The organism is Streptomyces sp. NPDC001606, from assembly GCF_053596835.1.
Map to the genome: position 1 here is coordinate 1 of NZ_JBSFHC010000019.1, position 26,171 is coordinate 26,171.

Annotated in this window: 26 protein-coding genes and 1 rRNA gene; 12 read left to right on the plus strand and 15 right to left on the minus strand. The window is 70.1% G+C overall.

Annotation, left to right across the window (positions count from 1 at the left end):
- Window positions 1-91: ribosomal RNA gene (gene rrf / locus ACWCV9_RS28660) — 5S ribosomal RNA — on the plus strand; the annotation flags it as partial.
- A gap of 60 nt (window positions 92-151) precedes the next feature.
- Here rrf and ACWCV9_RS28665 read toward each other — a convergent pair.
- From ACWCV9_RS28665 to ACWCV9_RS28705, 9 genes are all read right to left on the minus strand, one after another.
- On the minus strand, window positions 152-700 hold the full coding sequence (locus ACWCV9_RS28665) for a cysteine hydrolase family protein (RefSeq protein ID WP_450790826.1): 549 nt from the start codon (window positions 698-700) through the stop codon (window positions 152-154).
- A gap of 52 nt (window positions 701-752) precedes the next feature.
- Window positions 753-2,273, minus strand: coding sequence for a type VI secretion protein (locus tag ACWCV9_RS28670; protein ID WP_450790827.1), 1,521 nt, complete (start codon window positions 2,271-2,273; stop codon window positions 753-755).
- Between the two features lie 53 nt (window positions 2,274-2,326).
- Entirely contained in the window at window positions 2,327-3,739 is a 1,413-nt protein-coding gene (locus ACWCV9_RS28675) for an ATP-binding protein (RefSeq protein ID WP_450790829.1), read from the minus strand.
- A 14-nt stretch (window positions 3,740-3,753) separates the two neighbouring features.
- On the minus strand, window positions 3,754-5,313 hold the full coding sequence (locus ACWCV9_RS28680; protein WP_450790831.1) for an SCO6880 family protein: 1,560 nt from the start codon (window positions 5,311-5,313) through the stop codon (window positions 3,754-3,756).
- A complete protein-coding gene (locus tag ACWCV9_RS28685) occupies window positions 5,310-6,653 on the minus strand; it encodes a hypothetical protein (RefSeq protein WP_450790833.1) in 1,344 nt (447 codons plus the stop codon). Before ACWCV9_RS28685 ends, ACWCV9_RS28680 begins: the two co-directional genes overlap by 4 nt.
- Window positions 6,643-7,467, minus strand: coding sequence for a hypothetical protein (locus tag ACWCV9_RS28690; protein WP_450791098.1), 825 nt, complete (start codon window positions 7,465-7,467; stop codon window positions 6,643-6,645). Before ACWCV9_RS28690 ends, ACWCV9_RS28685 begins: the two co-directional genes overlap by 11 nt.
- A gap of 154 nt (window positions 7,468-7,621) precedes the next feature.
- Entirely contained in the window at window positions 7,622-7,930 is a 309-nt protein-coding gene (locus tag ACWCV9_RS28695) for a hypothetical protein (protein ID WP_009189392.1), read from the minus strand.
- A gap of 390 nt (window positions 7,931-8,320) precedes the next feature.
- Window positions 8,321-9,640, minus strand: a complete 1,320-nt coding sequence (locus tag ACWCV9_RS28700) for a S53 family peptidase (RefSeq protein ID WP_450790835.1) — start codon at window positions 9,638-9,640, stop codon at window positions 8,321-8,323.
- Window positions 9,641-9,902: 262 nt separating this feature from the next.
- Window positions 9,903-10,508: a TetR/AcrR family transcriptional regulator gene (locus ACWCV9_RS28705; protein ID WP_450790837.1), complete on the minus strand. Its 606-nt coding sequence runs from the start codon at window positions 10,506-10,508 to the stop codon at window positions 9,903-9,905.
- 80 nt (window positions 10,509-10,588) lie between these two features.
- Here ACWCV9_RS28705 and ACWCV9_RS28710 point away from each other — a divergent pair, with 80 nt between their 5' ends.
- The gene (locus tag ACWCV9_RS28710; protein WP_450790838.1) at window positions 10,589-11,509 is read left to right on the plus strand and encodes an oxidoreductase; all 921 of its coding nucleotides are present in this window, start codon (window positions 10,589-10,591) and stop codon (window positions 11,507-11,509) included.
- Here ACWCV9_RS28710 and ACWCV9_RS28715 read toward each other — a convergent pair.
- Window positions 11,496-11,966 (minus strand): plastocyanin/azurin family copper-binding protein, encoded by a 471-nt coding sequence (locus ACWCV9_RS28715; RefSeq protein ID WP_450790839.1) that lies wholly within the window; start codon window positions 11,964-11,966, stop codon window positions 11,496-11,498. The genes ACWCV9_RS28710 and ACWCV9_RS28715 overlap by 14 nt on opposite strands.
- 152 nt (window positions 11,967-12,118) lie before the next feature.
- Between ACWCV9_RS28715 and ACWCV9_RS28720 the strand changes: the two genes are divergently transcribed.
- The 4 genes from ACWCV9_RS28720 (at window position 12,119) to ACWCV9_RS28735 (ending at window position 15,891) form a co-directional block, all read left to right on the plus strand.
- Complete coding sequence (locus ACWCV9_RS28720) at window positions 12,119-12,889, plus strand: SDR family oxidoreductase (RefSeq protein WP_450790840.1); 771 nt, start codon at window positions 12,119-12,121, stop codon at window positions 12,887-12,889.
- Between the two features lie 175 nt (window positions 12,890-13,064).
- On the plus strand, window positions 13,065-13,832 hold the full coding sequence (locus tag ACWCV9_RS28725; protein WP_450790842.1) for a trypsin-like serine peptidase: 768 nt from the start codon (window positions 13,065-13,067) through the stop codon (window positions 13,830-13,832).
- A gap of 112 nt (window positions 13,833-13,944) precedes the next feature.
- Entirely contained in the window at window positions 13,945-14,946 is a 1,002-nt protein-coding gene (locus ACWCV9_RS28730) for a bifunctional lytic transglycosylase/C40 family peptidase (protein ID WP_450790844.1), read from the plus strand.
- A gap of 249 nt (window positions 14,947-15,195) precedes the next feature.
- The gene (locus tag ACWCV9_RS28735; RefSeq protein ID WP_450790845.1) at window positions 15,196-15,891 is read left to right on the plus strand and encodes a phosphatase PAP2 family protein; all 696 of its coding nucleotides are present in this window, start codon (window positions 15,196-15,198) and stop codon (window positions 15,889-15,891) included.
- Between the two features lie 28 nt (window positions 15,892-15,919).
- On the opposite strand, the gene ACWCV9_RS28740 is transcribed toward ACWCV9_RS28735, so the two are convergent.
- Window positions 15,920-17,482 carry an FAD-binding oxidoreductase gene (locus ACWCV9_RS28740; protein ID WP_450790846.1) on the minus strand — a complete coding sequence of 521 codons (1,563 nt, stop codon included), beginning with the start codon at window positions 17,480-17,482 and terminating at the stop codon, window positions 15,920-15,922.
- Window positions 17,483-17,811: 329 nt separating this feature from the next.
- Here ACWCV9_RS28740 and pstS point away from each other — a divergent pair, with 329 nt between their 5' ends.
- The 4 genes from pstS (at window position 17,812) to pstB (ending at window position 21,942) form a co-directional block, all read left to right on the plus strand.
- The gene (pstS, locus tag ACWCV9_RS28745) at window positions 17,812-18,942 is read left to right on the plus strand and encodes a phosphate ABC transporter substrate-binding protein PstS (protein ID WP_450790848.1); all 1,131 of its coding nucleotides are present in this window, start codon (window positions 17,812-17,814) and stop codon (window positions 18,940-18,942) included.
- Window positions 18,943-19,063: 121 nt separating this feature from the next.
- On the plus strand, window positions 19,064-20,074 hold the full coding sequence (pstC, locus tag ACWCV9_RS28750) for a phosphate ABC transporter permease subunit PstC (protein WP_450790850.1): 1,011 nt from the start codon (window positions 19,064-19,066) through the stop codon (window positions 20,072-20,074).
- Window positions 20,071-21,132 carry a phosphate ABC transporter permease PstA gene (gene pstA / locus ACWCV9_RS28755; RefSeq protein ID WP_385845491.1) on the plus strand — a complete coding sequence of 354 codons (1,062 nt, stop codon included), beginning with the start codon at window positions 20,071-20,073 and terminating at the stop codon, window positions 21,130-21,132. The genes pstC and pstA overlap by 4 nt, the downstream gene beginning before the upstream one ends.
- A 33-nt stretch (window positions 21,133-21,165) precedes the next feature.
- On the plus strand, window positions 21,166-21,942 hold the full coding sequence (gene pstB / locus ACWCV9_RS28760; RefSeq protein WP_450790851.1) for a phosphate ABC transporter ATP-binding protein PstB: 777 nt from the start codon (window positions 21,166-21,168) through the stop codon (window positions 21,940-21,942).
- 95 nt (window positions 21,943-22,037) lie between these two features.
- Here pstB and ACWCV9_RS28765 read toward each other — a convergent pair whose 3' ends face one another.
- Entirely contained in the window at window positions 22,038-22,379 is a 342-nt protein-coding gene (locus tag ACWCV9_RS28765; protein ID WP_450790853.1) for a winged helix-turn-helix transcriptional regulator, read from the minus strand.
- 97 nt (window positions 22,380-22,476) lie between these two features.
- Between ACWCV9_RS28765 and ACWCV9_RS28770 the strand changes: the two genes are divergently transcribed.
- Window positions 22,477-23,358, plus strand: coding sequence for an NAD(P)-dependent oxidoreductase (locus tag ACWCV9_RS28770; RefSeq protein WP_450790855.1), 882 nt, complete (start codon window positions 22,477-22,479; stop codon window positions 23,356-23,358).
- Window positions 23,359-23,735: 377 nt separating this feature from the next.
- Here the strand turns inward: ACWCV9_RS28770 and ACWCV9_RS28775 are convergent, their stop codons facing one another.
- Both ACWCV9_RS28775 and ACWCV9_RS28780 read right to left on the minus strand, forming a co-directional pair.
- On the minus strand, window positions 23,736-24,734 hold the full coding sequence (locus ACWCV9_RS28775) for an inorganic phosphate transporter (RefSeq protein ID WP_385845504.1): 999 nt from the start codon (window positions 24,732-24,734) through the stop codon (window positions 23,736-23,738).
- 7 nt (window positions 24,735-24,741) lie between these two features.
- Window positions 24,742-25,362, minus strand: coding sequence for a DUF47 domain-containing protein (locus tag ACWCV9_RS28780; protein ID WP_015493282.1), 621 nt, complete (start codon window positions 25,360-25,362; stop codon window positions 24,742-24,744).
- 209 nt (window positions 25,363-25,571) lie between these two features.
- Here ACWCV9_RS28780 and ACWCV9_RS28785 point away from each other — a divergent pair, with 209 nt between their 5' ends.
- Window positions 25,572-25,889, plus strand: coding sequence for a metal-sensitive transcriptional regulator (locus tag ACWCV9_RS28785; RefSeq protein ID WP_385845505.1), 318 nt, complete (start codon window positions 25,572-25,574; stop codon window positions 25,887-25,889).
- Between the two features lie 10 nt (window positions 25,890-25,899).
- Here the strand turns inward: ACWCV9_RS28785 and ACWCV9_RS28790 are convergent, their stop codons facing one another.
- Window positions 25,900-26,094 (minus strand): hypothetical protein, encoded by a 195-nt coding sequence (locus ACWCV9_RS28790; RefSeq protein ID WP_450790858.1) that lies wholly within the window; start codon window positions 26,092-26,094, stop codon window positions 25,900-25,902.
- Window positions 26,095-26,171: the final 77 nt, after the last annotated feature.

The following is a 26,171-nucleotide window of genomic DNA, read 5'->3' on the forward strand; positions in this document are numbered from 1 at the left end:
GCCCGGTTACATTCCGAACCCGGAAGCTAAGCCTCACAGCGCCGATGGTACTGCAGGGGGGACCCTGTGGGAGAGTAGGACACCGCCGAACAATCATTGGGAAAGGCCCACGCCGTATGGCGTGGGCCTTTCTGCATTTTCAGGGCATTTTTCAGAAGGTCACGTCGGCGGTCTTGATGATTCCGCCCCGGCGGCCCGGTGCCGACTGGTCGCTCCAGTAGAGGTTCGTGTGGGCGATGACCTGCTCCGCGGCCGGCGCGCCGTACTCGGTGAGGTCCTGCGTGGTGTGGGCATCGGCGACCAGTGTCGTGTCGTAGCCCCGCGCGAGGGCGCCGTGCAGGGTCGAGCGGATGCAGAAGTCGGTCATGGCGCCCGTGACGAGGAGCCGGCCCACTCCCCGCTCGGCGAGGGCGGACTCCAGGACGGTGTCCTCGAAGGAGTCCCGGTAGGCCTTGGCGACCAGGGGTTCGGTGTCCAGGCGCTTCAGTTCCGGGACGAACTCCCAGCGCTCGGTGCCGGGCACCAGGTCCTCGTCCTGGTGCTGCACCCAGATCACCGGGACGCCGGCGGCGCGGGCCTTGTCGATGAGGGTCGTGATGTTGCTGATGACGGTGTCACGGCGGACGGCGTGCTCCACCACACCGTTCTGGACGTCGATGACGAGCAGTGCGGTGTGCGGGCGGTCGGGAAGTGTGGTCATGCGGACCACGGTATGTCGTGTTACTGACAGGCCAGGCCGGAATGGGTGCGTCCTAGACCGGTAGGTGCTGGTGGGGCCAGCGGGTGCGGGCCTGTTCGGGGGAGCGGAGGAGGGCCAGGGTGGGGAGGCCCTGGTCGGGGCCCATTGCCAGGAGGTCCGGGAGCTGGGGGACGGGGGCCACGGCCGCGATGTCGTCCAGAATCAGGGTGAGTGGTGGGTCGAGCCGACCGGAGGATGACCGTTCGGCCATGCGCCGGCCGCGCTCGACCACGCTGGAGACGAGGGCCGTCAGCAGAGGCATCGCGCCCGGGTGGGTCCTGGGGTCCTCGATGGAGTCACCCACCACATAGAGCGTTCCCCCTTCGTGGACAAAGGAATCCAAGGCGAGCGCATCTGTTCGGTTTGGAGTGCATGCCTCGCGGACGTTGACCGTGGAGATGGCCGACAGGGCGCGGCTGGTCAGCTCGTGGGCCATGTCGCGGCGCTCGGGGTGCGCGGTGAGCGCGGCCTCGAGTTCACCGGCGGCGCCCGGGGCGGCCTTGGGGTGGGTGCGCAGGGTGCGGACGGCGTCCTGCACCTGGGTGCCCTGGGCCCAGCGGTGGACGTGCCGGATCGTGCGGTTCTCCAGGGCGGCGGCGTGCAGGTAGCTGCGGAGCAGGGTGATCGCCGTGTCCGTGAGGATCTGGTCGATCTTGGCGGTGGGCTGCACCGGGGCGAGCAGGGCGGTCGCTCGCTGGAGGGCCGTCTGTTTGTCCTCGCAGCCGGTCACCGGGGACCAGTGCAGCCGGGCCGGGGTGTCGCAGAGGTGGGTGGGGTCGTAGAGGAGGCTGGGGCCGAGTTTGGCCCGGGCGTCCTTGGTGTCCTGCCAGAGGGCGGGGTTGGAGGTGACGAGGAGGGCGGGGCCCTCGGCGTCGAGGAGGGCCTGGGCGGCGGAGGTGTGGCGGGCTTCCCTGGGGGCGTAGAGCACGGCTGGCTGGGCCGTGAGGGTGGGGGGAGCGGGTGGAGCGGGTGCCGTGGTGACCGTCCCCGGCTCCGGCTCCCGCTCCGGCTCCCGCTGTGGCAGGGGGACGGCTTCGGTCGCTTGCGGCTGCGGCTGCGGCTGCGGTTGGGGCTCGGGCTGGGGCTGGGGTGCCGGTTCGGTGCGGGGTACGGGGACGTCGTAGCGAAGGTTCTGGGACTGGCGGGTGCGGGCTCTTGCCGTGCGCCAGCGGGCCACCGCGCCCATCACGAAGACCGTGAGGACGAACAGGATCATCAGCTGGGCGATGAAGAGGCCCCAGAACAAGCCCCAGCCGGAGAGCCGGCCGGCGGAGGTGTCGGGCCAGGCGCCGGGGAGGTCGTGGGGGTGGCCGATGAGGTGGCGCATGGCCAGAGGGGTGCGGGTGAAGGTGACGCCGTCGGGCCAGTCCCCGTGGGCGAAGAAGGACGCCAGGCCCGTGGCCGTCCACACCAGCACGGTCATGCCGAGGAGGAACGCGAGTATGCCGACCAGCAGGCCGTCCGGGATGCCGCCGGCCCGGCCGCCTGGGTGCCCGCCGCCCTGGTGACGGTCGCGGCGCTCGTCGGGTGTCACCGTGTTCCTCCCCTGTCTCCCCTGTCTGCCCCGGGTCTCCCTGGTCCTGCCGTCTACGCCACCGTCGACTCGGAGTCGCCCAGGTGCTGTTCCACGAAGGCGGCGGCCCGCTGCTCGGCCTCCAGTTCGGCGGCGTGCAGGGCGTCGTCGGCGGTGAGGGCGCTGGAGGACTCGGTCATCGCGCGGTCGGTGAAGACGAGGGGGCGTTCGGTCTCCGTGACCAGGTGTTTGACGACCTGGACATTGCCGTTGACGTCCCAGACGGCGATGCCGGGGGTGAGGGTGGGGATGATCTCCACGGCCCAGCGGGGCAGGCCGAGGACACGGCCGGTCGCCCTCGCCTCGTCGGCCTTCTGGGCGTAGATCGTCCTGGTGGAGGCCATCTTCAGGATCGCCGCGGCCTCCTTGGCGGCCGCGCCGTCGACCACGTCGGACAGGTGGTGGACGACCGCCACGAAGGAGAGTCCGAGGCGTCGGCCGAACTTCAGCAGGCGCTGGAACAGCTGGGCCACGAAGGGGCTGTTGATGATGTGCCAGGCCTCCTCGACCAGGAAGATGCGCTTCTTCCGGTCGGGGCGGAGCCAGGTGTGTTCCAGCCACACGCCGACGATCGCCATGAGGATGGGCATGGCGATGGAGTTGCGGTCGATGTGGGACAGGTCGAAGACGATGAGGGGGGCGTCGAGGTCGATGCCGACCGTGGTGGGGCCGTCGAACATGCCGCGCAGGTCGCCGTCGACCAGGCGGTCGATGACGAGGGCGACGTCCAGGCCCCAGGCCCGTACGTCGTCTATGGCGACGTTCATGGCTTCGGCGGACTCGGGCTCGGGGTGTCGTAGCTGCTCGACGATGTCGGAGAGGACGGGCTGGCGGTCGACGATCGTCTCGTTGACGTAGGAGTGGGCGACCTTGAGGGCGAAGCCGGAGCGTTCGTCCAGGCCGTGGCCCATCGCGACCTCGATGATCGTGCGGAGCAGGGCCAGCTGGCCGGTGGTGGTGATCGACGGGTCGAGCGGGTTGAGGCGGATGCCGTGGTTCAGGGCGGCCGTCGGGTCGAGGCGGATGGGTGTTATCCCCAGCTCCTGCGCGATCAGGTTCCATTCGCCGACGCCGTCCTCGCCCTGGGCGTCCAGGACGACGACCTGGCGGTCCTTGAAGCGCAGCTGGCGCAGGACGTAGGTCTTCTCCAGGGCCGACTTGCCGTTGCCGGACTCGCCGAGGACGAGCCAGTGCGGGGCCGGGAGCTGTTGGCCGTAGAGCTGGAAGGGGTCGTAGATGTAGCCCTTTCCGGAGTACACCTCGCGGCCGATGATGACGCCGGAGTCGCCGAGGCCCGGGGCGGCGGTGGGCAGATAGACGGCCTGGGCCTGGCCCGTGGAGGTGCGGACCGGGAGACGGGTCGTCTCGACCCTTCCGAAGAGGAAGGACGTGAAGGCGTCGGTGAGGACGGACAGCGGATCCCGCATCGGCGAATCAGCCCCTACCTTCGGATGCCGGTGGCGAAGGGAAGTGTGTTCACGAAGGCGCGGTGGTGCTCTCGGTCGCACCACTCCAGCTTGAGGTACGACTTGCCGGCGGAGGCCCTTATCGTGCGCTTGTCGCGGGCGAGGGCGTCCGGGGTGCGGGAGGACACGGTGATGTAGCCGACCAGGTTGACGCCGGCCGCGCCGCTGGCGAGGTCTTCGCCGCGCTGGTCGAGCCGGTTGTGGGCGGCGATGTCGCGTGGGTCGACGGTGCGGTTCATCTTGGCGGCGCGGGAGGCCTCGGCCACGTCGTTGGTCTTCTCGGTCAGCATGCGTTCGATGGCGATCTCGGTGGGTTCGAGGTCCATGGTCACGGCGACCGTGCGGATGACGTCCGGGGTGTGGACGAGCAGGGGAGCGAGGAAGTTCACGCCGACGGGGGTCATGGGCCATTCCTTCACCCAGGCGGTGGCGTGGCACCAGGGGGCGCGGGTGCTGGACTCACGGGTCTTGGCCTGGAGGAAGGTGGGTTCGGTGGCGTCCAGTTCGGCCGGCCAGGCGTTGCGCTGGGTCATCGCCTGGATGTGGTCGATGGGGTGGTCGGGGTCGTACATGGAGTGGATGAGGGAGGCGAGCCGGCCCTGGCCGAGGGGCTGGCGGACGCGGATGTCGGCCTCCTGGAGGCGCGAGCAGATGTCGGTCAGCTCGCGGGCCATGACGACGGCGAGTCCGGCGTCCCGGTCGACCTTGCCGCCGTGGGCGCGGACGGCGCGGGCCATGGCGTTGGCCTCGGCGGCGAGTTCGCGGTTGAAGTGCATGCAGGCGACGAGGTAGGCGCGGTGCTGCTCGCTGCTGGTGGAGACCATGGACTGGAGCTGGTCGTAGGACTGCTGGAGCCAGGTCGGGGCGCGGTCGTCGCCGCGCTGGGCGACGTCCTTGGCGTGGGCGTCGGGGTCGGCGGGGAGGGTGCGGGCGAGCATCTGGAGGCGGGTGACGAAGCCGTCGCCGTTGGCCACGTGCTTGAGGAGGGTGCCGAAGCGGTCGACGAGGGCTTCCTGGTCCTCGGAGTCGCGCAGGCCGACGCCGGGGCCCTCGATCTCGATGGCGGCGGTGACGGTCTTGCGGTCGGCGTGCAGGAGTACGGCGATCTCGTCGGGGCCGAAGGGGGCGGCGAGCCAGGTGATGCGGCCGATGCCGGGGGGCGGGCCGATCTCGATCTCGTGGCCGTCGAGGCGGGTGCCGGCCTCCATGGCGCTGGAGCGGTAGACGGCGCCGCGCTTCAGGGTGCGCTTGTAGCTGCGGTTGATCTCGAACCACTTGTAGAAGGTGCGGCGCTTGTACGGCATGTAGACGGCGGCGAGCGCGAGCAGGGGGAAGCCGGTCAGCAGCACGATGCGCAGGGACAGGACGGGGACGAGGAGGCCGCACATCATGCCGAGGAACGCGCCGACGACGATGAGCGCGATCTCGCCGGACTCGCGGTTCCGGCCGATGATCGCGTTCGGCCGGGCGCGGCCGATGAGATAGGTACGGCGGGGCGTGACCGGGTGGGACGACAGGTGGGACTCGGTCGTCAACGCCCTTCACCTCCTGTGCGGTTGTTGCGGGTGTTGCTGGCGTGCGGGGTGTTGACCGGGCTGGGTGCGCGGGGGGCGGGGGTGGCGGAGGGGACGGATCCGCCGGTGCCCGTGCTGGGGGTACGGCTGCTGTGGGCGGCGACGCCGCCGGTGGCGGGGTTGGCGGGGCGGGGGGCGCTGCTTGCGGTGCCGGCGGAGCCGTTGCTGTCGGCGCGGGTGCTGTGGGTCTTGATGCCCTGGGCGACGAGGCTGGCGGGGGAGCTGATGACGGCGGCGGCCTTGGATTCGGCGCCCTGCATGATGCGGTTGTTGCGGCCGGACGCGATCTCGTCGCCGAAGCCGGGGACGAAGCGGTAGATGGCGGCGCTGGCGAAGATGGCGAGCAGGATGATGGCGAGGCCGGAGACGACGGCGGAGAAGGCGTCGGGGCCGTGGCCGGAGGAGAGGGCGCCGGCGAGGCCGAGGACGATGACGATGACCGGCTTGACCAGGATGACGGCGATCATGATGCCGGCCCAGCGGCGGACGTGTCCCCAGAGGTTCTTGTCGACGAGTCCGGCGTAGACGACGGTGCCGAGGAGGGCGCCGACGTAGAGCAGGGCGGCGCGGATGACGAGCTCCAGCCAGAGGACGCCGGCGGCGAGGATGCTGACGAGGGAGACGACGATCAGCATGATGGGGCCGCCGCCGATGTCGTTGCCTTTGCCGAGGGCGCCGGAGAAGGTGCCGAAGAAGGTGTCGGCCTGGTCGCCGGTGGCTTTGGCGAGGACGTCGGTGACGCTGTCGGTGGCGGAGACGACGGTGTAGAGGATCAGGGGGGTGAAGGCGGAGGCCAGCACGGTGAGCCAGAGGAAGCCGACGGCTTCGGAGATGGCGGTGGTGAGGGGGACGCCGCGGACGGCTCGCTTGGCGACGGCGAGGAGCCAGAGGACGAGGGTGAGGATGGTGGAGGCGGCGAAGACGATGGCGTACTGCTGGAGGAACTTCTGATTGGTGAAGTCGACGTTGGCGGTGTCCTTCACGGCCTTGCTCAGCTTGTCCACCGTCCAGGAGGCGGCTTGGGCGCAGCCTTTGGCGAGGGAGGAGAGGGGGTCCTGGGTGGAGGTGTCCGGGACGTTGGCACCCTTCGAGCCGCTGGTGGTGTTGCCTCGCTCGCAGTACTTCTTGGCCTCGCCCGAGATGACGGAACAGTTGTACTTGCCGGACGGCGAAGGCGACGGGCTGCCCGAGGGGGTGGGCGAGGGCGCGGCGAAGGCGCGCGTGGCCAGCAGTACGGCCGTTGTCTGTACGGCTGCCACCACTCCGGCCAGCTTGAGCGCACGCTGCGGGCTACCGGGCATACGTGAACCCTCCGTACTCTTCGATGGCCTTGCTGATCTCGTCGGAGGTGGCGGCCCTGTCGTCGCCGGGGACCGGGGCGGGGCCGTCCTTCTGTGCGTCGGTGCTGATCTTCCAGTCGCCGTCGATCCACCGCAGGTCGAACGTCCAGGTCTTCCACGAAGTGGTGACCGGGTCTGTCGAGGAGTTGCCGGCCATGCCGATGAGTCCCACGTACCAGACCGCGACCTGCGTTTCGTCGTCCGTGTAGTGCTGCAGCGTGGTGCCGATCGGGACCACTCGGGAGACGAAGGTGTCACCCTTCGGCGGGTTGCCCTGTGCGTCGAGCCCCATCTTGGCGAGGAAGTCGGCCGAATAGGCCTGGTCCGTCGCGCTCTGGAGGCGGTCTGCGGCCTCGGGGGTGTAGAGGGTATGGAGCAGGGTGTGACGGCTGTCCTTGTTGAACATGCCCGTGGAGCCCAGCGCCACGGCGTAGTTCGAGGCCGCCGACTGCGCGCCCTGCTCCGTATGGGCGAAGCCCGAGGGGATGCCGGCGGTCTTCGTGTCCACCGGGCGGGTGCCGGACGGGGCGGTGGCCGCTGCCTGTGGCTGGGCGCCCTTTCCGGATGCGCTGTTGGCTGGTGAATCGTCTCCCCGGTTCGCGAATGCGATTGCTGCGATCAGGAGGACCACCACGCCGACGACCGTCACCAGGCTTTTCGAGGAGCTGCGGGTGGGGCGGCGGGGAGCGCCGCCGTAGGGGTCGTTGTCCGGTAGGCGGGTGCGGGTGTGGCCCGTGTCGGTGTCGTGGTACGGCTGGTCGTCGCCGGGATTCATGGGACTCATGCCGTGCGTGCCCCCTCCGCCTCGTGGATATACGACGGTAGCCGTGCTGGTTCCCGCGCGGGCGCGGTGTGGTGACTCGACATCAGGGAAACGCAACCTCAGCCGGTGGGCACGACGGGTGGGTGGGGAGGGAGAGGGGGAGGGGTCAGACCGCCATGCCGTAGACGATGGTGAACAGCGTGCCGAGGGAGCCGATGATGAAGACTCCGGTGAGGCCGGCGATGATCAGGCCCTTGCCCTGTTCCGCGCTGAAGGTGTCCCGCAGGGCCGTGGCGCCGATGCGCTGTTTGGCCGCGCCCCAGACCGCGATGCCCAGGCAGAGGAGGATGGCCACGGCCATGACCACCTCGATCATCACCTTCGCCTCGTTGCCCAGGCTGCCGAAGGGGCCCCAGTTCGGGGCGATCCCGCCGATGATGGTGTTGATGTCTCCCTTGTCGGCCGCAAAGAGCATGTAAGTCACCGCCCCTGGTGGGTAGTTCCGCGAACGCCCCTGCGGGTGTGCAGAGGTCGGGCCTCATTCTCGCCGACAACGTCGCCTTCGTATGTCGACTTGACGTCATTGACTGACGGGTTTCGTACGAATAGCTCGTACGGTCACTCTGTGTATCACGGCAGGTCACCCCGGGCAACGAGGTCAGATCGGAACCTGCCGCGGGTTCCGTCGTTGTCCCCCTTTACCGAAGATGTTCTCACGGTACGTCAGGCACCGGTCAGAACAGGGAAAACGGGTCACGGCCGGTTGCCGTGACCCGTCTTCCTTTCCGTGCCGCCGAGGGGACCCCACGTCCCCCTCCCACTGGCGGCTCCCCGTGACCCGACGGGGTGGACCGGTCGAGCCTGGTCAGCCCGTGAAGGCGTCCGTGCCCTCGGGGGTGCCCCAGCCGGTCGGGCCGTCGTAGCCGGACCGGGCGGTGCACAGGTAGCTCGCGCCGGCGGAGCAGCTGCCGTTGCTGCCGCTGGTGACGTCGTTCAGGGCGGAGGTGCCGGCGGCCGCGTAGGGGAACTCGGCCGGATAGCTGCCGCTGCTGGGGGTGCCGGCGAGGGCGTAGACGCCGGCGATGATCGGCGCGCTGGCGCTGGTGCCGCCGAAGGTGTACCAGCCGGCGGTGACGCCGTAGGAGTCGTAGACCGCGACGCCGGTCGCCGGGTCGGCCACCGCCGAGACGTCGGCGATGGTGCGCTTGGCGCAGCCGGTGTCCGTCTGCCAGCTGGGCTTGGCGTCGTAGGCGGAGCAGCCGGAGCCGGTGCCCTCGGTGGAGCTGGTGTTCCAGACCTTCTCGGTCCAGCCGCGGGAGGTGGACGAGGTCGACAGGGCGGTGCCGCCGACGGCGGTGACGTACTTGGAGGCGGCCGGGTACTCGGCGCCGTAGCCCTCGTCGCCCGCGGAGACGGTGATGGCCACGCCCGGGTGGTTGTAGTACGAGGAGTCGTAGGTCGAGTCGGAGGAGGACTCGGAGCCGCCGTAGCTGTTGGAGACGAACGTGGCGCCCAGCTTGACCGCCTCGTTCACCGCGGTACCGAGGTTGGTCATGGAGGCGGACTTGGCCTCGACCAGCATGATGTTGCAGTTCGGGCAGACGGCGGAGGCCATGTCCAGGTCGAGCGACTCCTCCTGGGCCCAGCCGGAGTCGGCGGTGGGCAGGGAGGTGGTGGAGCCGGTCTGGCCGACCTTGGTGAAGCAGCCGTTGGCGGTGGTGCAGGAGGAAAGGCCGTAGGAGGAGCGGTACTTCGCGAGGTCCGCCTCGGCGTTCGGGTCGTCGTAGGCGTCGACGATCGCGATGGTCTCGCCGGAGCCGTTGGCGGAGGCGGCGTCGGTCAGGCCGTAGGCGTCCTGGAGGTCGGAGGGGCCGTATCCGGTGGGGCTGGCGGCGGCGGCCTTGGGTGTGACTTTGGCGGCCTTGCCGGTCCGCTGGGCCAGGGCCTTCTCGAAGGCGGTCACTCCGCCGGTGACCCGGAAGGAGTTGCAGGCCAGGTCGCCGTGGTGCTTGGGCGTGGCGCAGGGGGTGGCGGCCCAGGTCACCTGGGGGGCGGTGGTGGCGGCGTCCGCGTGGGCGGCGGTGGCCAGACCGGCGGCGAGCAGCGCGGCGGTGGCCGCGACGGCCGAGCCGGCCCGGCGCCATCTGCCGGATATGTGGGGGGAGCTGGGGGTGGTCGTACGCAACGTACAGCCTCCTGGAAATGGTGGGCAGAGGCCTGCGGGTGGGGGGACCACCGGTGGGTGACCGGTGGGGGCGGCGGCCCGCGCACGACACTCGCTTGTTGAGTACGCAACAACAAGCGGCTTTCGGAATTCTGACTCTCGCGTTACTGAAGGAGGCCCGGCAATTACCGGCCAATGGCGGTGGGATGGCTGTGCGCTGGCAGCCGCTTGACCGTGATCACAGCGGGGGCACAGGGGCGGGTCCAGGGACGGGGCGCGTCGGTCAGCGGGGCGTGAGGCCGTGCAGCAGCAGGTGGACGTGGTCGTCCAGGCCGGCCAGCGCCTCCTCGGCGTCCAGCGCGCAGGCGGCGATCAGCCCGGCGAGGCCGTGCAGGCTCGCGGCGGCGACCAGGGTGAGGCGCTCGGGGTCGCCCGGCACCAGCTCGCCCTGCTCCTGGGCGGCGGCGAAGGTGCGGGTCAGGGAGCCGAAGGAGCGGTCGACGGCCGCGGCGAGCCGGTCGGAGCTGTCCGGGTGGTGCTTGCGCGCGAACATCAGCTCGAGCAGTTCCGGGTTCTCCACGGCGAACTCGAGGTAGGCGCGGGCCAGGGCCGTCATCCGCTGTTCGAAGGTGCGGCCGGGGTGGGCGGCGGCGCCGTCCAGGGCCTGGGTCAGGCGCTCGTAGCCGTCCAGGGCGAGCGCGTCCAGCAGAGCCTGCTTGTCCTTGAAGTGGCGGCCGGGGGCGGCGTGGCTCACGCCGGTGTCCCGGGCCAGCTCGCGCAGCGAGAGCGCGCCGGCCCCCTTCTCGCGCAGGGTGCGCTCGGCGCTCCTGAGCAGGGCGGCGCGCAGGTCTCCGTGGTGGTAGGGGCGGCTCTGGCGGATGCGCGGCATGTGGGCCATCGTAACCAGATGTTGTCATCGTCAGCTTTGTTGTCGTTGACTGCATTGTTGGCGATGTCTACATTGGGGTCATGGCTGCTACGAGCGCACAGCGCGAGACCTGGAACGTGAACCTCCTGCCCGACCTGACCGGCCGTACGGTCGTGATCACCGGCGCCAACAGCGGCATCGGCCGCACCACCGCCCAGGCGCTGGCCCGGGCCGGGGCGCATGTGGTGTTCGCCGTGCGCGACCCCGAGCGCGGCCGGGCCGCGGCGGCGCAGGCGGGCGGCAGCACCGAGGTGCGCCGGCTGGACCTCGCCGACCTGGACTCGGTGCGCGCGTTCGCCGCCGGCTGGGACCGCCCGCTGGATGTGCTCATCAACAACGCGGGCGTGATGATGCTGCCGGAGCTGCGCACCAAGGACGGCTTCGAGATGCAGTTCGGCACCAACCACCTCGGCCACTTCGCGCTGACCAATCTGCTCCTGCCGCACATCACCGACCGCGTGGTGACCGTCTCCTCCGGGCTGCACCGCGGCGGCGACGGCGTGATCCACTTCGCCGACGTCAACCTCACCGGCCGTTACTCGCCTACCCGCGCCTACGCCCAGTCCAAGCTGGCCAACCTGCTGTTCACCCTGGAGTTGCAGCGCCGGCTGACCGAGTCCGGTTCGGCCGTGCGCGCCCTCGCCGCGCATCCCGGGTACGCGGCGACCAACCTCCAGAGCCACGCGGGCAACCCCCTGCTGCGGGCGGCCATGGCGGTCGGCAACAGGCTCTTCGCGCAGGACGACCGCTCCGGCGCCCTGCCCACCCTCTTCGCCGCGACCCAGGACCTGCCCGGCGCGGCGTACGTCGGCCCCGGCGGCCTCGGCGAGATGCGCGGCGCGCCCACCCTGGTCGGGCGGAGCGCGGCGGCGAGCGACCCGGCGGCCGCCCGCCGGCTGTGGACGCTGTCGGAGGAGATGACCGGGGTGACCTGGCCGTCGGCACCGGTCAGCCGACCGTGATGTGCTGGTCCATCCCGAGCTGCTTGTGGCCGTCGACCGGGCAGTACAGGTCGTAGGTGCCCTTCTTCAGGGTGACCGTGAGCGTGGCGTGCTGCCCGCCCGCGATGGTCTTGGTGTGGGCGTCCTCCACGCCGGGCCCGTCGATGGACAGGGCGTGGGTGATGTGGCCGGCGTTGTCGGAGACGAAGGTGTAGGTGCCCGGGGTGAAGGACGACCGGGACAGCTTCAGCGCGTACTCCGTCTCGGTGACGGTGACCCGGGTTCCCGAGCCCGCCGTCCCCGAACTCGCCGTCCCCGGGCTCGTCGCGGGACCTCCGGTGCCCCCGCCGCCGGTGCTCCCGCCTCCGCCGCCTCCGCAGGCGGCCAGGAGGAGGGCGGCGGAGAAGGCCACCGCCGTGCCGCCGAGTGCCGTACGGGCGGTGTGTGCTGCACGAGCGATGTGTGCCGAGAGCGCCATCAGAACCACCTCTTCCAGCTCTTTCCGGGTGTTCGCTCCCATGGGTGCTTATAAGGGGTACGTCCGGACACGTCCGGGCGTTCAGTGGGGGGCGGCCGAGCGGATACCGTGACGGGGACGGAATCTTCCCCGCACACGGAGGGCGGCAGGGCATGGACGGCACCGGCGGCCCGGTCTTCCGGCTCGACGGCCGGACCGCCCTGGTGACCGGGTCCGTGCGCGGCCTCGGCCTGGAGATGGCCCGCGGGCTGGCCGGGGCCGGTGCGCGCGTCGTCCTCAACGGCCGCGATCCGGCCGCGCTGGAGGCGGTCGCGGCGGGGCTGCGGACGGACGCCGGGTACGACGTCGCCACGGCCGCGTTCGACGTCACCGACCGGCCGGCCGCCGAGGAGGCGGTGAGCGCGCTCGGCGCCATAGACATCCTGGTCAACAACGTCGGCCACCGCGACCGCAGGGGCGTGGCCGAGATGACGCCCGAGCAGCTGGCCGCGCTGCTCGATGTGCATCTGACCTCGGCGTACGCCCTGAGCCAGACGGTCGCACGGGGGCTGGCCGCGCGGGGGACGGCGGGCCGGATCATCAACATCTCCTCGGTGGTCGGGCAGTTGGGCCGTACGGGTGATGTCGGCTACGCCACCGCGAAGGCGGGCCTCGACGGGCTGACCCGGGCGCTCGCCGCCGATCTGGGGCCGGGCGGTACGACGGTCAACGCGGTCGCGCCGGGCACCTTCGCCACCGAGGTCAACGCCGAGCCGGCCGAGGACCCGGACTGGCGGCGCTGGCTGCGCACCCGCACCGCCCTGGGCCGCTGGGGCCGCCCGGAGGAGATCGCGGGCATCGTCGTCTTCCTGGCGAGCGACGCGGCGTCCTTCGTCACCGGGCAGACCATCGCGGTGGACGGCGGCATGACGACCACGTTCTGAGCGGTGCCGCCCCTTTCTGGCGCGTTCTGCTTCCGTTGTGTCGTTTTCCCGCCCCGCTCCGACCTCACTTCGCACGCGTTTTCGGTGCTGCGGTGGCGGCAATACGGGGGTTCACAGGAAAATCTCAGTGAAGTCGGAGCGGGATTCTCACCTTCGTGAGACAGAGTGGGGCCTGATGAAGCGCATCTCACGCATCTGGATCACCGCACGTCCCACGCTGCTGTGTGTCGTGGTGACGCTTGCCCTGACCTCGGCGTCGGTGGCGGCTGCCGACGAGCCGGGTCCCTTCGGGATCACCGCGGAGGTCGGTGCCTCGGGGCAGAGTGCGCGGATCGGTGCGCTGTTCGGTGCCGACCGGGCCCAGAAGCTGGCCGGCGGCCACTACTGCACCGCCTCGGTGGTGCACAGCCCGCGGGGCGACCTCATCCTCACCGCGGCGCACTGCGTGGACGGCGTCGACGGCGACCTGGTGTTCGTGCCCGGATACCGGGACGGGAAGGCGCCGTACGGGGTGTGGAAGGTGCAGCGGCGCTTCGTGCCCGACGGCTGGGCCAAGGACCAGGACGAGGACAGCGACGTCGCCTTCGCGACCCTGGCCGAGCTGCACGGCAAGCGGGTCGAGTCGGTGGTCGGCGCGAACCGGTTCATGCCCGGCACGGTGACCGGGGTCACCGCGGTGACGGTCACCGGCTATCCCGATGTCCGCGAGACGCCCATCGGCTGCACCAACCGGCCGTCCCGGCACAGCGGCACCCAACAGCGCATCGACTGCCCCGGCTTCACCAGCGGCACCAGCGGCAGCCCCTGGATCAACGGCGACAACCAGGTCGTCGGCGTCCTCGGCGGCCATGAGCTGGGCGGCTCGACCCCCGACACCTCCTACAGCGTGGTGCTGGGCGGCGAGGCGGCGGAGCTCTACAAGGACGCGATCGCGGCCTCCTGACCCCCCGTCAGCAGCCGCTGATTCGGCTGTACAGCCCCGCCCGGGCGCGAAATGACGCCACATCACCCCGAAATTGTCGTGAACGGCACCCACATGGGGGAAAGTTGACCCCGTGCGGAAGGTATGGGTGATCGGTGGAGCGGCCGTCGGGCTCGGGCTGAGCTTCGTCCTGCTGCTGGTCGTGGGGGTGTACGTCGTCGCCGGGAACATCCTGGGCGGGGTGACCTCGGGCAGCCGGGGGCTGGCCAAGGGCGCCGTGCCGGCCGCGTACAAGTCCCTCGTGCAGCAGTGGGGGAACCTGTGTCCCGCGCTCACCCCGGCGCTGCTCGCCGCCCAGCTGTACCAGGAGAGTGGCTGGAACCCGACCGTCGTCAGCCCGGCCGACGCCCGGGGCATCGCGCAGTTCATCCCGAGCACCTGGGCCACGCACGGCATCGACGGCAACGGGGACGGCAAGAAGGACATCTGGGACCCGGCCGACGCCATCCCGTCGGCCGCGTCGTACGACTGCGAACTCGCCAAGTACGTGAAGGACGTGCCGGGGAACGTCTCCGACAACATGCTCGCCGCCTACAACGCCGGTGCCTACCGGGTCATCCGCTCGGGTGGGGTTCCGGCCATCAGCGAGACACAGAACTACGTCCAGCGGATCAACAGCCTGGCCAAGAGCTTCGCCGCCCCCACCAGCCGTATCGACCCCACCCAACAGGCCGCCGGAGCCATCGAGTTCGCGCAGCAGAAGCTCGGCACGCCGTATCTGTGGGGCGGCGAGGGCACGCCGGAGCAGGGCGGGCGGTTCGACTGCTCGGGGCTGACGCAGGCGTCGTACGCCAGTGTCGGGATCACGCTGCCGCGGGTCGCCAACGACCAGTACAACGCGGGCCCGCACCCCTCGCGGGACCAGCTGCTCCCCGGTGACCTGGTGTTCTTCTCCAACGACCTGAGCGACTCCCGCGCCATCCACCACGTCGGGATCTATGTGGGCGGCGGGTACATGATCGACGCGCCGAGGACCGGCGCGGTGATCCGCTTCGACCCGATCGACAGCCCGGACTACTTCGGGGCCACCCGGGTCACCGAGGATGGCGCGAAAGCACTCCCCACCCATGTCTGAGCGGAGCGTGAAGTCACCCCCTGAGCTGCGATGACGAGTCTCTCTTCGATAACGTCTGCGTGATCATTCAGTGGAGAGTGGAACGTATTGATGGTGGCTGTGCGTTCCTGTTGACGTAGCCGAGCGGACGTCAGTACGGGCAGTGCGGGCAGGACCGCAGTACAGCGGAAGCGGATCTACGACACCACGGGGGTGGGAAAGCGGCGCACACGAGGTGCGTCCGGTAGCCGACGAAGGGGCCACAGCACCATGGCTGTACTCGCCGAATCCGGATCGAACCCCGACGTCGACCTGCTCTACGACATCAATGGTCTTGCCAAGGACGCCCCGCACTGGTTCGACCGGATCATGGCGTTCGTCGGTGAGTACGGTCTGTTGGTCGCGATGGTGCTGCTGGTGCTGTGGTGCTGGTGGTCCGTGCGGCGGCGGGGCGGCGAGGAGGCCGCGCCCTCCCTGGCCGCGCTGGTCTGGGCGCCGCTCGCGGCCGCGATCGCGGTGCTGGTGAACATCCCGATACGGGGTTTCGTGGAGCGCCCCCGGCCGTTCCGGGACCACCAGGGGCTGGACGTCCTGGTCTCCGGCAAGACCGACTTCTCCTTCGTCAGCGACCACGCCACCCTCACCATGGCGCTCGGGGTGGGGCTGTTCGTCGCCCACCGCCGCTTCGGCCTGGCCGGGATCGGGCTCGCGCTGTTCGAGGGGTTCTGCCGGGTCTACATGGGCGTGCACTACCCGACGGACGTCATCGGCGGCTTCGCGCTGGGTACGGCGGTGGTGCTGCTGCTGTCCCCGCCGGCCACCGCGCTGCTCACGCCGGTGCTGCGGGCGGTGGAGCGGTCGCCCCGGCTGGGCCGGCTGGTGCGCCGGGGTACGGCGGCGGGGGTGCCGGTGCTTCCGGGTGCGCGCAGCTCGGTGGAGCGTGAGGAGCGGGACCTGGCGGCGTGACCGGGTACGCCGCCGGGCCCCTGAGGGCTTACAGGCTCTGGCCGTAGGAGAAGAAGCGGGACGGGTCGTACTGCTGCTTCACCTTGGCCAGGCGGGCCGCCGCGTCCCCGTAGTAGGCGCGCCGCCAGTCCTTCAGCGTCGGGTCCGTGTAGTTCTGGTACGCCGCGCCGGACGCGTACGGCGCCATCGCCGCGTGGGCCGAGGTCAGCCAGGACTGGGCCGTGCTGCCGGAGGACGCCGCACCCCAGCTCGCGATGTACTGCGCCAGCATCCGCGAGCGGCGGTGGACGAACGCCGTGGCCGTCGGGGAGACCCTGTTGACCGCGCCGCCGAGCGCCGTGAACGCGATGCTGCCCCCGCCGCCCCGCACCGAGGCGATCTGCCTCAGCACCGTCTGGATGCCGGCCGCGGACAGCGAGCGGTCGAAGAAGTCGGAGCGGGCCGCGTAGGTCTCGCGGCCGAGCGCGCCCTGCGGGGAGCGGCCCGGGGTGGAGCCCGGGAGGTGGCACTGGGCCGGGGTGGAGAAGGAGGAGCAGCCGGCGTAGACCTCCATGGCCTGCTCGTAGCCGCGGCGGTGCAGGGAGACGGAGGAGGCGTCGGCGCCGGCCAGGTGGGCGAGGCGGTCCACGGCGTTCTGGAGTTCGCCGTAGGTGCCGAGGGAGAAGCAGGAGACGGAGATCGTCGGGGTGTGTCCCGGCGCGCAGGACAGGTGCAGGGCGGACCAGATCTCGTCCGGCTGGCTCGGGCCCCACTCCTGCCAGGCCTTCAGCACGGCGGCGGCCTTGGCCCAGGGCCAGGTGAGGTACGCGGTCACCGCCTGCGGGGCCGGGTGGGTCTTGAACTGGAGCTCGGTGACGACGCCGAAGTTGCCGTTGCCCGCGCCGCGCAGCGCCCAGAAGAGGTCGGAGTGGGTCGACGCGTTCGCGGTGATCTGCGTGCCGTCGGCCGTGATCAGGGTCGCCTGGGTGAGGCTGTCGCAGGTCAGGCCGTAGGCGCGGGAGACGACGCCGTGGCCGCCGCCCAGGACCAGGCCGGAGACGCCGACCGTGGGGCAGGAGCCCGCGGGTATGGTCACGCCCTTGGCGCCCAGTCCGCGGTAGACGTCGATCAGCTTGGAGCCGGCGCCGACCACCGCCTGCCCGCCGCTCACCCGGATCCGGTTCAGCCGGGAGACGTCGAGGATGAGGCGGTCGTCGCCGGAGGAGTAGCCGGCGTAGGAGTGGCCGCCGTTGCGGATCGCCACCCGGATGTGGTGGGCCTTGGCGTACGCCAGGGTCGTCCGGATGTCGTCGGTGTGCGCGACGTAGGCGACCGCGGCCGGCTTCAGGCCGTCGAAGCGGGTGTTGTACAGCTGGTGGGCGGTCTTCCAGGTGGTGTCGCCGGGGCGGACCAGGGTGCCGTCCAGGTCCCGGGCGAGGGCCGCCCAGTTCGCGGCGGCGCTCGCGCTGGTGGTCTTCAGCGACGTACGCGAGACTGTGGACGATGTGTTGAGCGCCGCGGAACCGGCGGATGGTCCGCCGGTGCTGCACCCGGCGAGGGTGGCCGTCGCAAGCGCGGCCGCGCCGCCGGATATGAACGTCCGCCGTTCCATGCCCATGGTGTCCGTCGCCTTTCCTCGGCTCTCCTGGAACGAGACGACGTCCCGGGCGGCGGGGTTCCCCCGGACGGGTGAAGAGCATCGAATACGCGTGCGTGTAACCCGCTCGTCGGAACCTCCACGTGCCCTCCCCGTAAGCATTCCGTGACCTCACCGGGCCGATGGCAGGGGTTCACTCCCCGTTCACTTCCGGCCATCGGCGGCTTCACCTGTTCTGCCTAATTTCGGCCGTACCGGATGAGGAGTGCGGCCGTAAGCGCGCTCCCGTCACCTGACTTTGCGCGCCGCCGACAGCGGCGGCTCCTGGAAGGAACTCCCGAAAAGTGAAGCTTCAGCGCAAGAACCGGCTGCGGGCCCTTTCCCTCGGTGCTGTCGCCGTCACCGGCGCCCTGGCCCTGACGGCGTGCGGCTCCGACGACACCGGCAAGACCGGCTCGACGGGCGGTAACTCGTCCGCCCCCGCGGCCGGCTCGATCAAGTGCGACGGTGCCAAGGGGCAGCTGCTCTCGGACGGCTCTTCCGCGCAGAAGAACGCGATCGACGCCTGGGTCAAGAACTTCTCCCAGGCCTGCAACGTGCAGATCAACTACAAGGCGGGCGGCTCCGGCGCCGGTGTGACCGCGTTCACCCAGGGCCAGATCCCGTGGGCCGGCTCCGACTCCGCGCTGAAGCCCGAAGAGGTCGCCGCCTCCAAGAAGGTCTGCTCCGGCGGCCAGGGCATCGACCTGCCGATGGTCGGCGGCCCGATCGCGATCGGCTACAACCTGAACGGCGTGGACAACCTGGTCCTCGACGCCCCGACCCTGGCGAAGATCTTCGACGGCAAGATCACCAACTGGAACGACGCGGCGATCGCGAAGCTGAACCCGAAGGCGAAGCTCCCCGACCTGAAGATCCAGGCCTTCCACCGCTCGGACGACTCCGGCACCACGGACAACTTCACCAAGTACCTGAAGGCCGCCACCCCGGAGAACTGGAAGTACTCGGGCGGCAAGACCTGGCAGGCCCAGGGCGGCCAGTCCGCCGCGCAGTCCTCCGGTGTGGCCCAGCAGGTCAAGCAGACCAACGGCGCCATCGGCTACTTCGAGCTGTCCTACGTCGGTGACGGCCTCAAGGCGGTCAGCATCGCCACGGGTGCCGCCCAGCCGGTCGCCCCCACCACCGACAGCGCCACCAAGGCCATCGCGGACGCCAAGGTCGTCGGCACCGGCAAGGACCTGTCGCTCAAGCTCAACTACACCACCAAGGCCGAGGGCGCGTACCCGATCACCCTGGTGACGTACGAGATCGTCTGCGACAAGGGCAACAAGGCCGACACCCTGCCGACCGTGAAGTCCTTCCTCAACTACATGGCTTCCGAGGACGGCCAGAAGATCCTCAGCGGCATCAGCTACGCGCCGATGCCCGACGCGATCATCGGCAAGGTCCGCTCCACCATCGCGGGCCTGAGCTGACCTGATCCGAGAGTGCGGCCCGGTTCCCACGGCCTTTCCGCGGGCCGGGCCGCACCGTCCGGTGCACCGCCGCCAGGAGCCGCCCACCGAACGTGAGCGGCTCCGCAGACCGGAGATCCCGATGGACATATCGACGACGAAGACAACCGACGCACCTCCCCCCACCCCCCAGCCGACCGCGACCGAGAACAAGCTCGCCGCCCGTGGCGCGACCCGCCCCGGCGACCGCGTCTTTCTCGGGCTGTCCCGCGGCTCCGGCATCCTGCTGCTGGTGGTCATGGCCGCGATCGCGGTCTTCCTCACCTACCGTGCCTCGCTCGCGATCAGCAAGGACCACGGCAACTTCCTGACCACCTTCGAGTGGAACACCAACACCGTGCCGCCGGTCTTCGGCATCGCGGTGCTGGTCTTCGGCACCGTGGTCTCCTCGGTCATCGCCATGGTCCTGGCCGTGCCGGTCGCGGTCGCCATCGCGCTGTTCCTCACCCACTACGCCCCGCGCCGGCTGAGCGGTGCCATCGCGTACGTCATCGACCTGCTCGCCGCCGTACCGTCCATCGTGTACGGCCTGTGGGGCGCCCTGATCCTCGTCCCGCACATGACCGGTCTGTACGGCTGGCTGAACGACTACCTCGGCTGGACGGGCATCTTCTCCTGGCAGGGCGGCGCGCCCCGCTCGATGCTCACCGTCGGCGTGCTGCTCGCGATCATGATCCTGCCGATCATCACCAACGTCAGCCGCGAGGTCTTCCGGCAGGTCCCGCGGATGCACGAGGAGGCCGCCCTGGCCCTCGGCGCCACCCGCTGGGAGGTGATCCGGATGGCCGTGCTGCCCTTCGGCCGCTCCGGCGTGATCTCCGCCTCCATGCTCGGCCTCGGCCGCGCCCTCGGCGAGACGATGGCCGTGGCCACCGTGCTCTCGCCGACCTTCGACATCCAGACCAGCCTGCTCGACCCGGGCGGCGGCACCTTCGCCCAGAACATCGCCAGCAAGTTCGGCGAGGCGACGCAGGACGGCCGGGACGCGCTCATCGCCTCCGGTCTGGTGCTGTTCGTCATCACCCTGCTGGTCAACGGCGCGGCCCGCGCGATCATCGCCCGCCGCAAGGAGTACTCGGGGGCCAACGCATGAGCACCGCAGCCGTCACCGACAAGCTGCCCGGCAGCCTGCGCAGCGCGCGTCTGCCGAAGTGGTCGCCGTGGGCGATCGCCGCCGGCTCCGTCGCCGTCGCGGTGGGCATCGGCCTCGCCGCAGGACTGCACAGCAAGGTGGAGTGGGGTCTGATCGCCGCGCTCCTCTTCCTGCTCGGCACGTTCGTCATCGCCACCCGTGTCGAGGGCCGCCGGCAGGCCAAGGACCGGATCGCCACCGCGCTGGTCTGGGTCGCCTTCCTGCTCGCGGTCATCCCGCTGGTCTCGCTGATCTGGACCACCGTCAAGCGCGGTGTGAAGGTCCTCGACTTCTACTTCCTCTCCCACTCCATGGGCGTCGTCGCCGACTCCGAGCCGGGCGGCGGCATCTACCACGCCATCCTCGGCAGCCTGGAGCAGGTGGGTCTCGCCACCCTGATCGGCGCCCCGATCGGTGTGCTCACGGCGATCTACCTGGTGGAGTACGGCCGCGGCAAGCTCGCCCGTGCGGTCACCTTCTTCGTCGACGTGATGACGGGCATCCCATCGATCGTCGCGGGTCTGTTCATCCTCAGCATCATGCTGATGTTCCAGATGCAGCCGTTCGGCTTCGCCGGCTCGCTGGCCCTGGCCATCCTGATGATGCCGGTCGTGGTCCGCTCCACGGAGGAGATGCTGAAGCTCGTCCCGAACGAGCTGCGTGAGGCGTCCCTGGCGCTCGGTGTGCCGAAGTGGCGCACCATCCTGAAGGTGGTCCTGCCGACCTCCATCGGCGGCATCACCACCGGCATCATGCTGGCCATCGCCCGTATCGCGGGTGAGACGGCGCCGGTGCTGCTGCTGGTGTGGGGCAACTCCTTCATCAACGCCAACCCCTTCTCCGGGGCCCAGCAGGCGCTGCCGCTGTACATCTACCAGCAGTACGCCAACAGCTCCGGCTCCACCGCGGCCTACGACCGCGCCTGGGCGGCGTCGCTCACGCTGATCGCCTTCGTGATGATCCTCAACATGGTGGCCCGCGGCATCGCCCGCTGGAAGGCCCCGAAGACCGGTCGCTGACGCGGCCAGCGACTGACTGGAAGTGAAGTAGTAATGGCCAAGCGAATCGACGTAAGCGGACTGACCGCCTACTACGGCTCCCACAAGGCGATCGAGGACATCTCGATGACCGTCGAGCCGCGTTCGGTGACGGCGTTCATCGGGCCCTCCGGCTGCGGCAAGTCGACGTTCCTGCGCACGCTCAACCGGATGCACGAGGTCACCCCGGGCGGCCGCGTCGAGGGCAAGGTGCTCCTGGACGACGAGGACCTCTACGGCACGGGTGTCGACCCGGTGTCGGTGCGGCGCGAGGTGGGCATGGTCTTCCAGCGCCCGAACCCGTTCCCCACCATGTCGATCTTCGAGAACGTGGCCGCGGGGCTGCGGCTCAACGGCAACTTCAAGAAGTCCGAGCTGAGCGACATCGTCGAGAAGTCGCTCAAGGGCGCCAACCTCTGGAACGAGGTCAAGGACCGCCTGAACAAGCCGGGCTCCGGCCTCTCCGGCGGCCAGCAGCAGCGTCTGTGCATCGCCCGCGCGATCGCGGTCGAGCCGAAGGTCCTGCTGATGGACGAGCCCTGCTCCGCCCTGGACCCGATCTCCACCCTCGCCATCGAGGACCTGATCGGCGAGCTGAAGGAGCGCTTCACGATCGTCATCGTGACGCACAACATGCAGCAGGCGGCGCGTGTCTCGGACCGTACGGCGTTCTTCAACCTGGCCGCGGTCGGCCAGCCGGGCCGCCTGATCGAGATCGACGACACCGAGCGCATCTTCTCCAACCCGTCCGTCCAGGCCACGGAGGACTACATCTCCGGCCGCTTCGGCTGAGCCGGACCCCGATACCCCTCGCGGTGCTGCATGGCGGTGCCACCGCGAGGTCGCAAGAGGGCCCGCCCCTGACTCCCGGGGGCGGGCCCCTTGCGTTATGCGCGTTCCCTGCGCTCGCGTCCCCACGCGGCCAGCGGCTCGAGTGCGTCGTTGAGGCGCATCCCGTCCGCGGTCAGGGAGTACTCGACGCGGGGCGGCACCTCGTCGTAGGAGACGCGGTGCACGACGCCGTCCGCCTCCAGCTCACGCAGGTGGGAGGCCAGCACCTTCTCGGTGATCCCCGGAAGCAGCCGACGCAGCTCGCCGAAGCGGCGGCGGGGGTGCTCGTGGAGCGCCCAGAGGATCAGCACCTTCCACTTGCCGCCGATCACCTCCATCGCGGCGTCGATCCCGCAGACGTGTCCGTCCGGCGTGCTCGGCCGGTTCAGCGTCGTCATGCCCCCACCCTTCCGACGTGCTCGCTCACCCCGGGGTAACCACCCACAACCAAGTGCGTACTTGATCACCCCCGGCCCTGTGACGAGCCTAATCGGCATGACCCGCAACCCTGTTGAGAAGACTCCCGTCACTGTGCTGGGCCTCGGCGCGATGGGCACCGCGCTGGCCCGCACCTGGCTTGCCGCCGGCCACCCGCTCACCGTCTGGAACCGCACCCCGGCCCGCGCCGCGGCACTCGCCGCCGAGGGCGCACGGGTGGCGGACGACGCCGCCGAGGCAGTCGCAGCGAACACCCTGATCGTCGTCTGTCTCCTGGACGACACCTCGGTCGACGAGGTGCTGGCCGACACCGACCTGGCCGGCAAGGACGTGGTCAACCTGACCACCGGCACCCCCGCCCAGGCCCGCGCCCGGGCCGCGTGGGCCCACGCGCGCGGCGCCCGCTACCTGGACGGCGGCATCATGGCCGTCCCTCCGATGATCGGCGTCCCCGAAGCCGGCGGCTACGTCTTCTACAGCGGCTCCCGGCAGCTCTTCGAGCACCACCAGGAGACCCTGGCCGTCCCGGCCGGCACCACCTACGTCGGCGAGGACGCGGGCTTCGCTGCCCTGCACGACGTGGCCCTGCTCAGCGCCATGTACGGCATGTTCGCGGGGGCCGCACACGCCTTCGCCCTGATCCGCAAGGAGAACATCGACCCGGCGTCCCTTGCCCCCCTGCTGGCCGACTGGCTCGTCGCGATGGCCCCGTCGGTCCACCAGACCGCCGCCCATCTGCGCAGCGGCGACTACACCGAGGGCGTCGTCTCCAACCTCGCGATGCAGGTGGCCGGCACACCGACCTTCCTGACCACCGCCGAGGAACAGGGCGTCAGCCCGCACCTGCTCACCCCCTACTTCGCCCTGATGCGCCGCCGCCTGGCCGAGGGCAGCGGCGAGGAGGATCTGACGGGGGTGATCGACCTGCTGGTGCACTGACCAGCCTGCGTTGTCAGTCCAGGGTGGGCCGTGCTCTTGCGGCCTGCTGCCCACCCACCTCGAACCACAGCAGCTTCCCGCCCTCCGATCCAACGGGCTGTCACCGAGCGGCCACCCGCCCCACGCGTCGGCGCATTCCTGTACGAGGTGCAGCCCCCGCCCCGCTTCGGCGCCGACCGTCGCAGGCGGAACAGTGCAACCAGGATGTGCTGGTCACCGGTGATCTCGCGGTGCCGGAGCTGAGTGCCGAGCAGGTCGCGTCGAGGCACACCTGGTATCCGCAGTACGGGGAGTGACGGCCGGGGCCCATAAAACAGCCCACCCGCCTCCGGCCTGATGGGGGGCGGGGCGGGTGGGTCAGGTGTGTGGGAGAGGCGTTACAGCACCGTCAGTTTGAGGATGCCGAAGGCCGCGGCTGCCACCAGGGCTGCTGCCGGCATGGTGATGAACCAGCCCAGGACGATGTTCTTGGCCACGCCCCAGCGGACCGCGTTGACCCGCTTGGTCGCGCCGACGCCCATGATCGCCGAGGTGATGACATGGGTGGTGGAGATCGGCGCCTTGAAGAGGAACGCCGTACCGAACATGATCGACGCGCCGGTGGCCTCCGCGGCGAAGCCCTGCGGGGGATCCAGCTCGATGATCTTGCGGCCGAGGGTGCGCATGATGCGCCAGCCGCCGGCGTAGGTGCCGAGCGACAGCATGACCGCCGAGACGATCTTCACCCAGACCGGGATCGGGGCGCCGAAGGTGGTGTGGCCGGAGATCACCAGGGCCATCACCACGACACCCATCGTCTTCTGGGCGTCCTGGAGGCCGTGACCGAGGGCCATGCCGGCCGCCGACACCGTCTGCGCTATGCGGAAGCCCCGCTTGGCCTTGTGCGGGTTGGCGCGGCGGAACAGCCACATGATCGCCAGCATTGCCAGATAGCCGATGATCAGGCCGACCACGGGGGACAGGATCATCGGGATGATGATCTTGTCGACGACGCCGTTCCAGTGGACCGCCGTACCGCCCGCCAGGGCCGCGCCCACCAGGCCGCCGAACAGCGCGTGGGAGGAGGAGGACGGCAGGCCGTAGTACCAGGTGACCAGGTTCCACGCGATGGCGCCGACGAGGGCGGCGAAGAGGATGCCCATGCCGGTGGAGCCGGAGGGCGACTCGATCAGGCCCTCGCTGACCGTCTTGGCGACCCCGGAGCCGAGGAAGGCGCCGGCCAGGTTCATCACGGCCGCCATGGCAAGGGCGGCGCGCGGGGTGAGGGCGCGGGTCGACACGGACGTCGCGATCGCGTTGGCCGAGTCGTGGAAGCCGTTGGTGTACGTGAAGAGGAGCGCGACCGCGATGGTCACGACCAGGGCGAGGGTGGCCATCGACGCCTCAGGACTCCTTGACGGCGATGGTCTCCACCGTGTTCGCCACGTGCTCGAACGCGTCCGCCGCCTCTTCCAGGACGTCCACGATCTGCTTGAGCTTGAGCACCTCGATCGCGTCGTACTTGCCGTTGAAGAGGTGGGCCAGCAGCTTGCGGTGGATCTGGTCGGCCTGGTTCTCGAGGCGGTTGACCTCGATCCAGTACTCGGTCAGGTTGTCCATCGTGCGGAGGTTGGGCATCGCCTCCGCGGTCAGCTCGGCCGCGCGCGCGAGGACCTCGATCTGCTGCTCGACGCCCTTCGGCAGCTCCTCGACGTTGTAGAGGACGACGAGGTCGACGGCCTCCTCCATGAAGTCCATGATGTCGTCCAGGGAACCGGCGAGGGCGTAGATGTCCTCGCGGTCGAACGGCGTGATGAACGAGGAGTTCAGCTGGTGGAAGATCGCATGCGTGGCGTCGTCACCTGCGTGTTCCGCGGCCCGCATACGCTCTGCGATCTCGGCCCGGGCGGACGAGTCCGCCCCGAGCAGTTCCATCAGGAGTTTCGAGCCCGTGACGATGTTGTCCGCGGATGCGGCGAACATGTCGTAGAAGCTCGTCTCCCTGGGGGTCAGACGAAAGCGCACGTGTGGTCCTCGGGGTGCTTCGGTTTCGGTCAGGCTGATGCTAGGCGCATCATCCGGCCACGGCTAATGGGCCGTCCCCCAGTGTCGCCCATCAGGCACAGTGATCAGCACGGGGGCGTACCAAGGGGTCCCTACCCCGCGAAGTTGGTTACCATATACCCAATGGGGGTATGTGTTCACAATTGCTCGTCCCTGGACGGAGGCCCGCGATGACGACGACCGAGGCCGGCGCCACGCACGCCACCACGCACGGCTACCACAAGCAGAAGGACGAGCACCTCAAGCGGCTGCGCCGGATCGAGGGGCAGATCCGCGGGTTGCAGCGCATGGTGGACGAGGACACCTACTGCATCGACATACTCACCCAGGTCTCCGCCTCCACCAAGGCGCTCCAGTCGTTCGCCCTCCAGCTGCTGGAGGAGCATCTGCGGCACTGTGTCGCCGACGCGGCGCTGAAGGGCGGGGACGAGATCGAGGCGAAGGTGGAAGAGGCGACCAAGGCGATCGGGCGGCTGCTGCGCACCTGAGCCGCGGCCGTCAGCGGGTGGCTGAAACCGGCTGCTGGGGGGCGGGGCGGTCCTCCGAGACGCGGAGCACCTGGTCGATGCTCTCCAGGCTGAGCCGGTCCTCGGCGGCCGAGGCCGCGATGATCAGCTCTCCGCACAGCTCGATCTCGGCGAGGGCCACGTGGTCCTGAACCGCCGTGCCGCCGACCGGAGCCACCCGTCTCACCTCTTCTCTGCCGTCACCGCTTCCTAGGGTAGGGAGCCCCCTACACACCGCGCATGGCACGGACGGGCTAGTAGGGG

What these genes read in the sequence shown, in the direction of transcription:
- ACWCV9_RS28665 (WP_450790826.1), bottom strand. Translation starts at nt 700, where the DNA reads ATGACCACACTTCCCGACCGCCCGCACACCGCACTGCTCGTCATCGAC.
- ACWCV9_RS28675 (WP_450790829.1), bottom strand. Translation starts at nt 3,739, where the DNA reads ATGCGGGATCCGCTGTCCGTCCTCACCGACGCCTTCACGTCCTTCCTC.
- ACWCV9_RS28685 (WP_450790833.1), bottom strand. Translation starts at nt 6,653, where the DNA reads ATGCCCGGTAGCCCGCAGCGTGCGCTCAAGCTGGCCGGAGTGGTGGCA.
- ACWCV9_RS28690 (WP_450791098.1), bottom strand. Translation starts at nt 7,467, where the DNA reads ATGAATCCCGGCGACGACCAGCCGTACCACGACACCGACACGGGCCAC.
- ACWCV9_RS28695 (WP_009189392.1), bottom strand. Translation starts at nt 7,930, where the DNA reads ATGCTCTTTGCGGCCGACAAGGGAGACATCAACACCATCATCGGCGGG.
- ACWCV9_RS28705 (WP_450790837.1), bottom strand. Translation starts at nt 10,508, where the DNA reads ATGCCGCGCATCCGCCAGAGCCGCCCCTACCACCACGGAGACCTGCGC.
- ACWCV9_RS28710 (WP_450790838.1), top strand. Translation starts at nt 10,589, where the DNA reads ATGGCTGCTACGAGCGCACAGCGCGAGACCTGGAACGTGAACCTCCTG.
- ACWCV9_RS28715 (WP_450790839.1), bottom strand. Translation starts at nt 11,966, where the DNA reads ATGGCGCTCTCGGCACACATCGCTCGTGCAGCACACACCGCCCGTACG.
- ACWCV9_RS28720 (WP_450790840.1), top strand. Translation starts at nt 12,119, where the DNA reads ATGGACGGCACCGGCGGCCCGGTCTTCCGGCTCGACGGCCGGACCGCC.
- ACWCV9_RS28725 (WP_450790842.1), top strand. Translation starts at nt 13,065, where the DNA reads ATGAAGCGCATCTCACGCATCTGGATCACCGCACGTCCCACGCTGCTG.
- ACWCV9_RS28735 (WP_450790845.1), top strand. Translation starts at nt 15,196, where the DNA reads ATGGCTGTACTCGCCGAATCCGGATCGAACCCCGACGTCGACCTGCTC.
- ACWCV9_RS28740 (WP_450790846.1), bottom strand. Translation starts at nt 17,482, where the DNA reads ATGGAACGGCGGACGTTCATATCCGGCGGCGCGGCCGCGCTTGCGACG.
- pstC (WP_450790850.1), top strand. Translation starts at nt 19,064, where the DNA reads ATGGACATATCGACGACGAAGACAACCGACGCACCTCCCCCCACCCCC.
- pstA (WP_385845491.1), top strand. Translation starts at nt 20,071, where the DNA reads ATGAGCACCGCAGCCGTCACCGACAAGCTGCCCGGCAGCCTGCGCAGC.
- pstB (WP_450790851.1), top strand. Translation starts at nt 21,166, where the DNA reads ATGGCCAAGCGAATCGACGTAAGCGGACTGACCGCCTACTACGGCTCC.
- ACWCV9_RS28765 (WP_450790853.1), bottom strand. Translation starts at nt 22,379, where the DNA reads ATGACGACGCTGAACCGGCCGAGCACGCCGGACGGACACGTCTGCGGG.
- ACWCV9_RS28770 (WP_450790855.1), top strand. Translation starts at nt 22,477, where the DNA reads ATGACCCGCAACCCTGTTGAGAAGACTCCCGTCACTGTGCTGGGCCTC.
- ACWCV9_RS28775 (WP_385845504.1), bottom strand. Translation starts at nt 24,734, where the DNA reads ATGGCCACCCTCGCCCTGGTCGTGACCATCGCGGTCGCGCTCCTCTTC.
- ACWCV9_RS28785 (WP_385845505.1), top strand. Translation starts at nt 25,572, where the DNA reads ATGACGACGACCGAGGCCGGCGCCACGCACGCCACCACGCACGGCTAC.